The sequence below is a fragment of the Xenorhabdus szentirmaii DSM 16338 genome, assembly GCF_002632585.1.
In the GTDB taxonomy this organism is placed as follows: Bacteria; Pseudomonadota; Gammaproteobacteria; order Enterobacterales; family Enterobacteriaceae; genus Xenorhabdus; species Xenorhabdus szentirmaii.
This window is the reverse complement of sequence record NZ_NIBV01000001.1, coordinates 761,048-773,674: the sequence shown is the minus strand read 5'-3', so window position 1 is coordinate 773,674 and position 12,627 is coordinate 761,048. Positions and strand designations below refer to the sequence as shown.

11 protein-coding genes are annotated in these 12,627 nt (G+C 47.0%); 2 read left to right on the top strand and 9 right to left on the bottom strand.

The features are described 5' to 3' along the window. Window positions 1-63 precede the first annotated feature (63 nt). Window positions 64-1,251 (top strand): multidrug efflux MFS transporter EmrD, encoded by a 1,188-nt coding sequence (gene emrD, locus Xsze_RS03700; protein ID WP_038239981.1) that lies wholly within the window; start codon window positions 64-66, stop codon window positions 1,249-1,251. A gap of 89 nt (window positions 1,252-1,340) precedes the next feature. Here emrD and glpK read toward each other — a convergent pair whose 3' ends face one another. Both glpK and Xsze_RS03690 read right to left on the bottom strand, forming a co-directional pair. Beyond that, entirely contained in the window at window positions 1,341-2,864 is a 1,524-nt protein-coding gene (gene glpK / locus Xsze_RS03695) for a glycerol kinase GlpK (protein ID WP_038239983.1), read from the bottom strand. Between the two features lie 84 nt (window positions 2,865-2,948). Next, window positions 2,949-3,746, bottom strand: a complete 798-nt coding sequence (locus tag Xsze_RS03690; protein ID WP_038239985.1) for an MIP/aquaporin family protein — start codon at window positions 3,744-3,746, stop codon at window positions 2,949-2,951. A 315-nt stretch (window positions 3,747-4,061) separates the two neighbouring features. Between Xsze_RS03690 and zapB the strand changes: the two genes are divergently transcribed. Next, a complete protein-coding gene (gene zapB / locus Xsze_RS03680; protein ID WP_038240000.1) occupies window positions 4,062-4,304 on the top strand; it encodes a cell division protein ZapB in 243 nt (80 codons plus the stop codon). 75 nt (window positions 4,305-4,379) lie between these two features. Here the strand turns inward: zapB and rraA are convergent, their stop codons facing one another. The 7 genes from rraA to priA form a co-directional block, all read right to left on the bottom strand. Next, window positions 4,380-4,892, bottom strand: coding sequence for a ribonuclease E activity regulator RraA (rraA, locus tag Xsze_RS03675; RefSeq protein ID WP_038240114.1), 513 nt, complete (start codon window positions 4,890-4,892; stop codon window positions 4,380-4,382). Window positions 4,893-5,000: 108 nt separating this feature from the next. Continuing rightward, entirely contained in the window at window positions 5,001-5,918 is a 918-nt protein-coding gene (locus Xsze_RS03670) for a 1,4-dihydroxy-2-naphthoate polyprenyltransferase (protein WP_038240003.1), read from the bottom strand. 177 nt (window positions 5,919-6,095) lie between these two features. Further along, entirely contained in the window at window positions 6,096-7,427 is a 1,332-nt protein-coding gene (hslU, locus tag Xsze_RS03665) for an ATP-dependent protease ATPase subunit HslU (RefSeq protein ID WP_038240005.1), read from the bottom strand. 11 nt (window positions 7,428-7,438) lie between these two features. Then, window positions 7,439-7,969, bottom strand: a complete 531-nt coding sequence (hslV, locus tag Xsze_RS03660; protein ID WP_038240007.1) for an ATP-dependent protease subunit HslV — start codon at window positions 7,967-7,969, stop codon at window positions 7,439-7,441. A gap of 159 nt (window positions 7,970-8,128) precedes the next feature. Further along, on the bottom strand, window positions 8,129-8,950 hold the full coding sequence (gene ftsN, locus Xsze_RS03655; RefSeq protein WP_038240009.1) for a cell division protein FtsN: 822 nt from the start codon (window positions 8,948-8,950) through the stop codon (window positions 8,129-8,131). A 70-nt stretch (window positions 8,951-9,020) separates the two neighbouring features. Beyond that, complete coding sequence (gene cytR, locus Xsze_RS03650; protein ID WP_038240011.1) at window positions 9,021-10,043, bottom strand: DNA-binding transcriptional regulator CytR; 1,023 nt, start codon at window positions 10,041-10,043, stop codon at window positions 9,021-9,023. Between the two features lie 259 nt (window positions 10,044-10,302). Continuing rightward, window positions 10,303-12,498, bottom strand: coding sequence for a primosomal protein N' (priA, locus tag Xsze_RS03645; protein WP_038240014.1), 2,196 nt, complete (start codon window positions 12,496-12,498; stop codon window positions 10,303-10,305). Window positions 12,499-12,627 lie beyond the last annotated feature (129 nt).

The following is a 12,627-nucleotide window of genomic DNA, read 5'->3' as shown; positions in this document are numbered from 1 at the left end:
CGGGAAAAAATATAGATTTGGGCAATCAATAATTATATTTTTTTTCGACAGTATGTAAATGCGATGAGAAAAGTAGAACATTTTAATTTATTGTTGATGTTGATTGCTCTGGCTGCTGTCGGGCAGATGACCCAAACAATCTATGTGCCGGTCATTGCAGATATCGCTAAGGATCTTGGGAAGCCGGCAGGTGAAGTTCAGAGGGTCATGGCGGCATACCTGTTTTCATATGGGTTTTCACAACTTTTTTATGGTCCACTATCCGATAAAATCGGACGTCGTCCGGTCATTCTGACGGGAATGTCGATTTTTTTGATTGCGACGGTATGTGCATTATTGTCTCCCAACCTGTCGATGTTGGTGGTAGCCAGTGCCTTCCAGGGATTGGGAACAGGAGTTGCGGGGGTGATGGTGCGTACTATGCCACGGGATTTATATACCGGCACACTTCTGCGTTATGCTAATAGTCTGCTGAATATGGCAGTATTGGTGAGTCCTCTGGTTGCCCCGATGATTGGCAGTTTGGCTGCGCACTATTTTGGCTGGCGAGCTTGCTATTTATTTTTGTTGATGTTGGGGTGTATTGTCGCTTTTTGTTTATTCCGTTATTTACCGGAAACGCGGCCCGACCAAACGAAACATAGCTCAATGTTGGCCTCTTTCCATCAGCTGCTTTCGCATAGTTCTTTCGTTGCTTATTTAATTATGCTTGTGGGGGGATTGGCGGGTGTCGCGGTTTTTGAAGCCAGCAGCGGTGTGTTGATGGGAGCGGTGCTGGGGCTGGATAGTTTAACCGTGAGCATTTTGTTTATTTTGCCGATCCCTGCTGCGTTTTTTGGGGCATGGTATGCAGGGCGTGAAGGTAAAACATTTTATCGGCTTATGTGGAGCTCTGTCATTTGTTGCTTATCAGCCGGCATACTGATGTGGTTACCTGGCTGGTTCGGCATAATGAATATCTGGACGCTGTTAATGCCTGCTGCTCTTTTCTTTTTTGGTGCAGGGATGTTGTTTCCGTTGGCAACGACAGGCGCCATGGAACCCTTCCCTTATCTGGCCGGAGCTGCTGGTGCTTTAGTTGGTGGCTTCCAGAATGTCGGTTCGGGAGTCGTGACATGGTTATCGGCGATGTTACCGCAAAATAGCCAATTCAGTGTCGGTATGTTGATGTTTACTATGTCGCTGTTGATTTTGTTCTGCTGGTTGCCTATTTCCCAGCGGGTGCAGCGGCAAGAGCATACTGCTTTTTGATATCTCTTTTCTGCGCAGAAAGAGGATGTTCATTAAAAAGGCTCTGACATCGTTGCAATGTCAGAGCTTTTGTTTGTCTGATGGTTAAATCAGGCGCGATCTTCCCACTCCTGGGCACGTACAACCGCTTTTTTCCAACCATTATATTTATGATTGCGTTCAGTCGTTTCGATGCTGGGGCGGAATTCTTTTTCAATTGTTGCTTTGCTTTTCACTTCATCCAGATCTCGCCAGAAACCAACGGCCAGACCAGCAAGGAAAGCCGCTCCCAATGCAGTACTTTCACGTACTTCAGGGCGTTCCACACGTGTGCCGAGAATATCAGACTGAAATTGCATCAGGAAATTGTTGGCAACAGCACCACCATCTACGCGCAGCGCTTGCAGACGCGTTCCTGAATCGGCTTGCATTGCATCAAGAACATCACGGGTCTGATAAGCAATGGATTCCAGAGTCGCCCGGATAATATGGTTGCTGTTTGCACCACGTGTCAGTCCGAAAATAGCGCCACGGGCATAAGGGTCCCAATAAGGTGCGCCAAGGCCAGTAAATGCAGGGACAACATAAACACCATTGCTGTCTTTTACTTTGGTCGCGAAGTATTCTGAATCGGTAGCATCAGCGATGATTTTCAGTTCGTCACGCAGCCATTGGATTGACGCGCCACCCACAAATACCGCCCCCTCCAATGCATAGTTGACTTCGCCACGCGGTCCGCAGGCGATGGTCGTCAGCAACCCATGATTGGAACGAACAGCATCAGTGCCTGTATTCATTAACAGGAAGCAACCTGTACCGTAAGTATTTTTTGCCATGCCGGGGTGAACGCACAGCTGGCCGTACAGGGCGGCTTGTTGGTCGCCTGCAATGCCCGCGATAGGGATACGTGTCCCTCCTTTACCGCCGATATTGGTTTGACCATAAATTTTTGAAGATGCAGCGACTTTTGGCAGCATGACGCGAGGGATCGCCAATTCATCCAGAATTTTTTGATCCCAATCCAGATTATGGATATTGAGCAGCATGGTGCGGGATGCATTAGTATAATCGGTGACGTGTACGCGCCCCTGAGTCATTTTCCAGACCAGCCACGTATCGACGGTTCCGAATAACAGCTCCCCATTTTCGGCACGTTGGCGGGCACCTTCAACATTATCCAAAATCCATTTAATTTTGGTTCCGGAGAAGTAGGGATCAACGACTAGCCCTGTATTCTGGCGGATATATTCTTCCAGGCCTTCTTTTTGTTTCAGCTTGGTACAAATGTCTGCTGTACGACGGCATTGCCATACGATCGCATTATAAACAGGTTTACCAGTCTCTTTTTCCCAGATAATCGTTGTTTCCCGCTGGTTGGTAATACCAATGCTGGCAATTTGGTCAGAACGGATATCGGCTTTTGCCAGCACTTCAACCAATGTTGAGCTTTGGCTTGCCCAGATTTCCATTGGGTCATGTTCTACCCAGCCTGGTTTGGGATAAATTTGCGGAAACTCGCGTTGTGAGATGCTGACAATATTAGCATCATGATCAAGGATAACAGCCCGTGAGCTGGTTGTGCCCTGATCCAGAGCGACGATGTATTTCTTTTCAGTAATATTTTCTGTGGTCATAATTATAGCCTGGTTTTATTCATTCATTTTTATTGTTTTATTGTTTAGGTAATTTGTCATAAATATAAATGTAGTATGACAAACTCAAACCTCGCGAGGTAAATGGCGAGAAATCAATTTCCGGTAACCCAGCGCACCTAATATTGCACCGACAATAGGCGCTGTTAGCGGAACGAGGCAGTAAGGGATATCCTTACCTCCCGTCAGGGCAATGTCCCCCCAGCCTGCTAAATAAGCAACCAATTTAGGGCCAAAATCACGGGCCGGATTCAGGGCAAACCCGGTTAGAGGGCCAAATGAGCCACCAATGACAGCAATAAGAATGCCAATTAACAGAGGAGCTAAAGGCCCGCGAGGAAGACCGTTCCCGTCATCTGTCAGCGCCATGATTAAGCATAGCAAAACGGCGGCGATGATAACTTCCACGATAAATGCGTGTAAAACGGAAATCTGTGTGGCTGGGTAAGTAGAGAAAACACCCGCGGTAAAGAGACTTTCCTGAGAGCCTCGAACAATGTTATGAGCTTGCTCATAGTCCAGGAAAAGGTTGTAATACATCATGTAGACGAAAAGGGCCGCGACAAACCCACCTAGCATCTGGGCAATGATATAAGGCAGCACTTTTTTTCTGTCAAAATTGGCAAATAGGCATAAGGCAATCGTCACGGCCGGGTTAAGATGAGCACCCGAAATACCGGCCGTAAGATAAACAGCGAGGGCAACACCAAAGCCCCAAATGATACTGATTTCCCATAAGCCTAGTTGTGCACCGGCAAGTCGGGCAGCCGCAACACAGCCTAAGCCAAAGAAAACGAGCAGTGATGTGCCTAGAAATTCTGAAATGCATTGACCTGATAATGTTGGCGCTGTGGTCTGGCTCATTTCTATATCCTATAAAAAAGTACAGGGAAAAGACTAATTATTAGTCCTTTCTTATATGTTAAGAAAAAGGTTCCTGTGAATTTATCGTTAATGCGCGTAAACGAGAAATAGCGAAATTGAAATCTGCGTGTTGCGTCAACAAAATGAGCGAATTCGCATTTGATTTTGGTTTTGTTCAGCTCTTAAATGTGATCTCATATACATTTTGCTTTAGTCGCTATATTTCGCGTTATACTGCACATTGAAAGGATGAAACTAGACAGGCGCTAATCGGCTAAATACAATCAAGGCATTGCTTACAAGAGGGCCCCGAGAATGTCATTTGAAGTTTTTGAGAAGCTAGAATCTAAAGTTCAGCAAGCGATTGATACTATCACTTTGCTACAGATGGAAATTGAAGAATTAAAAGAGCAGAACACAGTGTTATCTCAGGATGTCCAAAATGCGACAACGAGCCGTGAAGCACTGATTCGTGAAAATGAGCAGCTCAAACAAGAACAATCAGCATGGCAAGAACGTTTGCGTACTCTGCTGGGTAAAATGGAAGACGTACAATAAGGTATCCGGCGGATTAATTGAAAAAGGGCGGATGATTACGCCCTTTTTTACATGCTCAATCAAAGGTGATGGAGCTTACATCTCATCATCTTCATCGCTGTCGTCATCAATCTCCAGCGGGACATCAGACAATACGATGCCGGTATTGTCGGCATAGAGATAGTCGCCAGAGAAGAACGTCACGCCACCGAAATTCACCCTAATATCGCTTTCTCCTATTCCTTCACTGTTAGAACCAGCAGGAATGGCGGCCATGGCCTGAATACCGATATCAAGTTCAGCAAGGTAATCAACTTGGCGCACTGCGCCGTAGACGACAATGCCTTCCCATTCATTATTGGTGGCAAGTTGAGCTAATTCAGCATCAACAAGTGCCTTGCGTACCGATCCACCGCCATCAACGAGCAGAATCCGGCCATGCCCATTTTCTTCAAGTAAATCGTAAATGAGGCCATTGTCTTCAAAGCATTTCACCGTGATGATCTGACCACCAAATGAAGTACGCCCACCAAAGTTGGAGAATAGCGGCTCTACCACGTTTATATCTTCTTGATAGATATCACAAAGTTCGGAAGTATCATATTTCATGGGATTTACGTCTGGTTTATGCAAGGAACGCACAGTATATCCTTTTAACGCTAGCGTTGGCAAAATCATCAATCTTAAAACGTGTGGACAAAATTGATGTTTACTCGCCTAATTAAGTACCAATCCAATCGAAAATAGCACATTGGTCAATAATGCCGCTTTAACCATTTGTACCAGTTTAGGGCGCATGCCTTCAGGTGTCGGATCATTCAGGACCTGGAACAGGTGCTGCAACAACAAAGGGCAGGCAAGTAGGAATAACCAACTGAGCCAGCCGGTCAAATATAACAGTTTAAAAGCAACAAGGCAGGCAATCGCCCCGATTATCAATACGGCATGGTAATAACGTGCTTTTTTTCCGCCTAACCTGACCGCCAGTGTATTCTTTCCGTTTTGGCGATCGCTTTCTATGTCGCGCAAGTTATTAATATTTAAAACGGCAACCGAGAGTAAACCACATGCCGTTGCGGGCAGAATGGTGTTCAGGGAAAAAGTATTGGCTTGCAGATAATAGGTGCCAAGAACACTCAGCCAGCCAAAAAAGATCAAGACTGAAAGATCACCAAGCCCGATATAACCATATGGCCGAGTTCCCACGGTATACGTAATCGCGGCGGCAATCGCCAGTAATCCCAGAAGCAGGAAACCTATCATGTCGCTCGGGTTATTACAGGCCACAATGATGAGGGAAATGCCTGACAGACAGGAAAGCAGCACAGTGATCATCAATGCATTCTTCATCTGCTTTGCGGTGATTAGCCCTTTTTGCATACCGCGCATTGGGCCAATCCGTTTTTCTGTGTCGCTGCCTTTGGTGACATCGCCATAATCGTTGGCGAGGTTAGAAAGAATTTGTAACATTGTGGCGGTGAGCAGTGCCAGCAAAGCCACTGGCCACTTGAAGTGCCCCGTCCATGAGGATAGGGCTGAACCGGTGATGACGGCAGTGACTGCCAATGGGAGCGTTTTGGGGCGTAAGCTTTCCAGCCATGCTTGCATCCGACTGATAGACGTTGTTGAGCTCATATGGTCACTCTTGGTCATAATAGTTGGCAGTGATTAGACTATGACGGATTTTATAACATTGAAATAAAAAAAATGGGAGGCAAAAAGTCTCCCATTTTGATTTCTGTTACTATTTTTCGCCGTATGTGTATTTAGTTATCCAATGCGCCGAAAAACATTGTCCCTCAGAGGGGGGTATTACAGAATGAACCGGCTCAGATCTTCATCTGCAACCAGTTCATCCAGATGCTCTTTGACGTAGTCAGCATTGATTGAAACTGATTGCCCCTGGCTTTCGCTTGCATTGAAGGAGATATCTTCCATCATGCGCTCAAGTACAGTATGCAGACGGCGTGCGCCGATGTTTTCAGTCGTTTCATTCACTTGCCATGCCGCTTCCGCAATTTTACGAATGCCGTCTTCCGTGAATTCAATATTCATGCCTTCGGTCGCCATCAATGCTTTGTACTGTTCGGTCAGAGAAGCATTAGGCTCCGTCAGGATGCGTTCAAAGTCTTCCGTCGTCAGGGCTTGCAATTCAACGCGGATTGGCAGGCGGCCCTGAAGTTCTGGGATCAGGTCAGAAGGACTGGAAACCTGGAATGCACCGGAAGCGATGAACAAGATGTGATCAGTTTTGACCATGCCATGCTTGGTAGACACTGTACAGCCTTCGACTAATGGCAGCAGATCGCGCTGAACACCTTCACGGGAAACATCCGGACCAGAAGATTGGCCGCGTTTACAAATTTTATCGATTTCATCGATAAAGACGATACCGTGTTGTTCAACTGCGTCAATCGCCTGCTGTTTCAGTTCTTCAGGATTAACGAGTTTTGCCGCTTCTTCTTCCACCAGCAGCTTGAAGGCGTCTTTGATTTTCAGTTTACGGCTTTTCTGGCGCTGTCCTGCCATATTCTGGAACATAGACTGCAACTGATTGGTCATCTCTTCCATGCCTGGAGGGGCCATGATTTCAACACCGACTGGCGCAGCAGAAAGCTCGATTTCAATTTCTTTATCATCCAACTGGCCTTCACGCAGTTTTTTACGGAATGCCTGACGGGTTGAAGAAGGTTCGGATTGGGTTTCAGACTGGCCCCAGTTATTTTTCGCCGGTGGCAGCAAAACATCCAGAATGCGTTCTTCTGCCAGCTCTTCAGCACGATAGCGGTTTTTATCAATAGATTGCAGGCGAACCATTTTCACTGCGGCATCCGTCAGATCGCGGATGATGGAGTCAACTTCTTTGCCAACATAACCGACTTCGGTGAATTTAGTTGCTTCAACTTTGATAAAAGGCGCATTGGCAAGTTTTGCCAGACGGCGGGCAATCTCAGTTTTACCAACACCGGTTGGGCCGATCATCAGAATGTTTTTGGGTGTGACTTCTTGACGCAGGGATTCATCCAGCTGCATACGGCGCCAGCGATTACGCAGAGCAATGGCAACAGCACGTTTCGCTTTATCCTGGCCGATAATGTGATTGTCGAGTTCACTGACAATTTCACGAGGAGTCATTTCAGACATACTATCTATCCTTACGCTTTCGAAGGCAGTTCTTCGAAGTTATGATTATGGTTGGTATAAATGCAGATATCGCCAGCAATGGACAATGCGCGCTCTGCAATTTCCCTGGCGCTGAGTTCAGTTGTTTCCAACATTGCACGAGCTGCTGCCTGCGCATATGAACCGCCGGAACCAATAGCGATAAGATCATTTTCAGGCTGAATCACATCACCATTACCTGTAATAATCAAAGAAGCATTTTCATCGGCGACAGCAAGCAGGGCTTCCAGCTTGCGTAGCATGCGATCCGTGCGCCAGTCTTTGGCAAGTTCAACGGCCGCTTTGGTTAGATGTCCCTGATGCATTTCGAGCTTGCGCTCAAATAGTTCAAACAGCGTGAAAGCATCAGCAGTACCGCCGGCAAAACCCGCGATGACTTTATCATTGTAAAGGCGGCGTACTTTACGGACATTACCTTTCATTACGGTATGTCCCATTGTTGCTTGTCCATCACCACCGATGACAACTTTGCCATTACGGCGAACACTTACGATTGTAGTCACGAGTTAGCCCCTGGTTACAAATAGAGTAGATGGGTACATACGGCGTGTTGGCCTGTTATGTCGCAATGTCCTGTTTATTTAACAGCTCATTGCAAAATTGCCGGAATAAGCGCCGCATGTAGGTTATTAGCGATTAAGATGGGGGAATCTTTTGATTTTTCAACCCCCGGCCGGGCGGAGAATACAATTAGGCACGCCTGCATTTGTCACATTCTCCCGCATTTTTTCAGCCCCTTCTTTGTTTTTGTAAGGGCCAACAATGACGCGGTTCCAATGATTTTGCGTGGTAATCTGGCTTTCTATGCCCGCGAACGCAAGGCTGGCACGGACTGACTCAGCCTGTTCCATCGCTTGGAAAGAGCCGCATTGCAGCACCCAGCCGGCTCCCTTTGTTGTTGTCTTCGGATTGTTGACTGGGAGGTTGGCCGCAGGTTTATTGTCTTGCTCAGCCCTTGGTGTCAGTTCTGGCAAAGACGGCTCCGATTGTGCTTTTGCCATGTGTTGCTGTGCCGGAGGAATGATTTCAACGCGTGAACGTGGAACTGGTTCGCTGTTATAAGGGACTTCCTTCAATGAAACCGGAGGCTGGCGCATGTCTGCCTGCATTTGTTCAAGCAGCTGTTTCTGTTCCGCTGTTAATTGAGTTGCATTGTTGAGTGGTTGATTCCATGTTGCACTGGGCTCCTGGATCGAAGACTCATTGACCGGGCGATTCTCCAATTCTTTAATATAACTCCAACGCTCTTCTGGTTTTGGTGGCAGACCATGATTTTTAGTTTGTTGAGTGGGGTGAGGCGCATTTTGTACACTTTCTTTTTTGTTGTGCACGATGAAATAAAGGCCACCAACAAACGTGACCATCAAGGCCACAGCAACGGCTAATGTAGTTTTGGGTAATCCTTGAGACTGATTTTTTTTCTTACCAGTACCTTTCCGACGGGGATTGTTACGCCCGCGACTCACATAATCTCGTTGTGCCACTGTTTAATTCGCTGATTTATTAAAAATTAAAGAATAGGTTATTAATGTTACTTAACCTACTGTTATTTGGCTAGCTTTTAGGCGAACAACTACTTTCACGAATGATTAATTCGGCATCCAATAGTCTTGAGCCTTTAGAAACCAGACGTCCCTGAAGTTGCTCCAGTAATAAAAGCATGGAATGATGGCCAATCTCATAACGAGGCTGCGCCACCGTGGTCAGAGCCGGGTCACAATATTGAACCAAGTCTAGATTATCAAAACCAACAACAGAAAGATCTTCTGGTAATTTTAACCCCATTTTTTTAGCTTGCCACATGGCTCCCATCGCCATGACATCGCTGTGGCAGAAAATGGCAGTTGGGGGCGTAGGTAAAGTCAGCAGGGTTTCTGCCAATTTGGCTCCGCTTTCATGGGTAAAATCACCACGGATAATGTATTCCTTGCGAATATCTTCGCCGGTACGCCGCAATGCTTGAATGTAGCCTTGCAAACGATAGTGGCAGAGTGGCATGTTTTCAGGCCCGGTAATGCAGGCGATGCGTGTATGTCCCAACTTCTGCAAATGGTGGGTGGCATTGAAGGCGCAGGTCAGGTTGTCAATATGAACGGTGGGTAATTCCAGCTCTGGTGCAAATTCATTGGCCATGACCATCGGCGGCAGGTTTTTTTGCTCTTCTTTGGAGACACCGAAAGGAATGTTGGAGCCTAGCAGTATCATGCCATCAATGCGTTTGGTAATAAGAAGATTAATGAATGCATGCTCTTGTTGCTGGTGTTTGCAGTCACCAATTAAAACTAAATAGGCATGCTCTGCCGCGGTTTCTTCAATACCACGAATCACTTCAGTAAAAAAAGGATCGCTGATGCTGGGCACAATAACCAAAATGGCCCGGGATTCATTGCGCCGTAAGTTTTTGGCAAGATTATGAGGATAGTAACCCACTTCCAGTACGGCATTTTCGACTTTCTGGCGTGTCCGTGCTGAAACTTTATCAGGATTCATAAGCGTTCTTGATACAGTTGCGGTAGAAACACCAGCCACTTTGGCGACATCTTTCATAGTTGCCAACGTGCAATTCTTTTTTTCCATAGTTCACTCCTTACCTTAACTACAGGCAGCGAAACGATTGCTCTCCGGCAGCTAAAAAAAAGCCAGTCATTCCAGAAAAGGGAAAACCGGCGGGTTGCTTTCTACAGTCATTCTAATAATTTCATTTTAAACTGAACAACCGGGCAATCAGTTACTTTGTTTGCATAAAAAATGTGATATGAATCATTTCTTAGAGATGCTTCGCAAATTAAGGAAATAATTATTTCTATTTATGTTATTCGCCAAAGTTTTTCTGTTATTACCCCTCGATAGGGTCAACATCAATGCTCCATTTCACCTTGCGGACTTGAGGCAGCTTGGAGATTTGTGGGTAGATCCCTGCCATCATTTTCTGTAGGAAAATACGTGAAGGGTGCTGGATCATTAATTGCCAGCGATAACGGCCGCTGCGTTTGGCCTGTAATGCGGGGACGGGTCCCATGATCCATAAATGTTCGTCACATTGCGGATGATGTTCAAATAGTTGGCGCAATTGCCGTAAGAATGCGGCAGCATGCTGATTGTCTTGATCATCTGACCGGAGCAAGATATGACTGGCAAAAGGGGGAAGGTGCACTTGTTGCCGTTCTTCCATGGCTTGTTGGGCAAATGCATCGTAGCCTTTCTCCAGCAAAATCTGCAAAAGAGGATGCTCCGGATGGTGAGTTTGCAGGACAACTTCTCCCCGTTTCCCCGCCCGCCCAGCCCGACCGGAGACTTGTGTATACAGTTGGGCGAAACGCTCAGCAGACCGGAAATCGGCAGAAAAGAGAGCACCATCGACATCAAGTAAGGCGACCAGCGTCACATCCGGGAAGTGATGGCCTTTCGCTAACATTTGAGTGCCAATCAATATGCGGGCCCCGCCTTGGTGTATTTCAGCCAGTTGTTGTTCGAGTGCGCCTTTGCGGCTAGTGGTGTCCCTGTCGATGCGAGTCACGGGAACATCAGGAAACAGCTTTGTAATGCCATCCTCCAACTGTTCAGTGCCCAGTCCGACAGGGATTAAGTTGGTGGAACCACATTGTGGGCACTGATGCGGAATGGGTCGCTGGCTGTCACAGTGATGGCAACGCAAATGACGGTAGTTCTGGTGCAGGGTATAGTAGTGATCACAACGTCGGCATTCTGCTATCCATCCACATTCATGGCAGAGCATGGCAGGTGAATAGCCACGGCGGTTCAGGAATAAAATGATTTGGTTATCCGCCTTGAGATGTTCCCTGATGCGGCTAATGAGGGGTTGTGACAATCCGACCGTTAACGGCAATCCTTTCAAATCCAGCAAATGCTGTACCGCAGGTTGAGCATGGCCTGCCCGCTTGGTTAAGGTGAGCTGACGGTATTTCCCCTGCTGTGCATTGTAAAGTGTTTCCAGAGACGGTGTGGCTGTTCCCATAATGATGGGAATGTTCTCTTTTTTGGCACGAAAGACCGCCAAATCACGGGCATGATAACGCCAGCCTTCTTGTTGTTTGTAGGAGCTGTCATGTTCTTCATCAATAATGATGACTCCCAGCTGTGCAAAGGGAGTGAAGAGTGCCGAACGTGTCCCTATGACAATGGCATTTTCTCCCCGTTTTGCCCGAAGCCAAACCGCCAGTCGTTCGCTGTCGTTCAGGGCAGAGTGAAGGACATCAACGGGAGCATTGAAACGACCTTTGAATCGGCGGATAGTCTGGGGAGTTAAACCGATTTCAGGCACTAAAATCAGCGCTTGTTTACCTTGTTCAAGGATGTTTTCCAATATACTGAGGTAGACTTCTGTTTTGCCTGATCCTGTGATCCCTGCCAGTAGCCAAGGAGAAAAGGTTTGGTCTTCTGCCCGGACGGCTCCCACTGCGATAGCTTGTTCGGTATTGAGGGTTGGCCGCTCCCCGAAGGTTTTAAAATGGGCTTGCCAGTCTTCTGCTGCCGGTTGTATCGGATATAAGTCAATCAATGCTTTCTTTTGCAAAGACTTTAATGCACTTTCACTCAATTCCAGTTCAGAGACTTGATGGCGGTAAACAGGATGCTGGCGCAAGGCGGCCAAGGCCTGTTTTTGCTTGGCTGAACGTATTTGCCCCAGAGGGAATTCCTGCCCGTCCCCCGTGATTTTCCATTGCCAGAGAGGGGCAAATTCAGCGGCTTTGCCTTGGCGCAGCATGACCGGCAAGGCATGAAACAACACTTCACCCAGTGGATAATGGTAATAACTGGCTGACCATAGAAGTAATTGCCAAAGGTCATCAGGAAAAACTGACTGGGTATCGAGAATGGAAGAAATTGACTTGAGTTGTTCAAGGGGGAACTCACTGCTGTCTGCAATCCCGGCTACGATACCTATCGCTTTGCGAGTGCCAAACGGTACGACGACCCGCACCCCGAGCGCTGGCAGAGGCAGTGCAGGCGGTAATAGATAGTCAAAAGCGCGGGCTAGGGGGACAGGTAACACAACCTGAACAACTGTCATAAGGTGATTTCCGGATGATGAAAGGTGAAGGGTATAGTGATAAGGATATCATAGCAAATCGGCAGATCTCATTGCACAATAACCAGATATTCTGTATGATCCGCCGCCTTTGGTATAGAAATTACCGAT